Genomic DNA, 328 nt, shown 5'->3' with positions numbered 1-328 from the left:
CGATTTGAACCTTTAGTTCGGCGTGCAAGCTGGCGTTGCAATTGATTTAACTTTGTTTTTGACTGCTTTAAAAACTTGGGGTTATCGACCACAAAACCATCTGAGCCAACAACAGTTTGCTTTGAGTTAATGTCAAAACCTGTGATTGTTTTTAAAACTTGTTTAGCTGTTTTGCACTCAACTTCCTGAGTGATGCTGCATCCCCATTTTCCGTGGTGATACTGGATAGTTACAGTCTTGATTTTACTTGCTAGTTTGCGATGCAAGATAATGGGTATCTTGCCTACCTTTGGGATACTGATAGCGCCATTTTCAATGCGGATACAGT

General features: G+C 40.2%; 1 pseudogene. It reads right to left on the bottom strand.

The features are described 5' to 3' along the window. Positions 1-328, bottom strand: a pseudogene (locus tag AAEZ22_RS18265) (RNA-guided endonuclease InsQ/TnpB family protein); the annotation flags it as partial.

The sequence above is a fragment of the Pseudoalteromonas sp. 20-MNA-CIBAN-0454 genome, from assembly GCF_040308685.1.
Lineage (GTDB): Bacteria > Pseudomonadota > Gammaproteobacteria > Enterobacterales > Alteromonadaceae > Pseudoalteromonas > Pseudoalteromonas nigrifaciens.
This window is presented reverse-complemented; position numbering and strand designations above follow the sequence as displayed.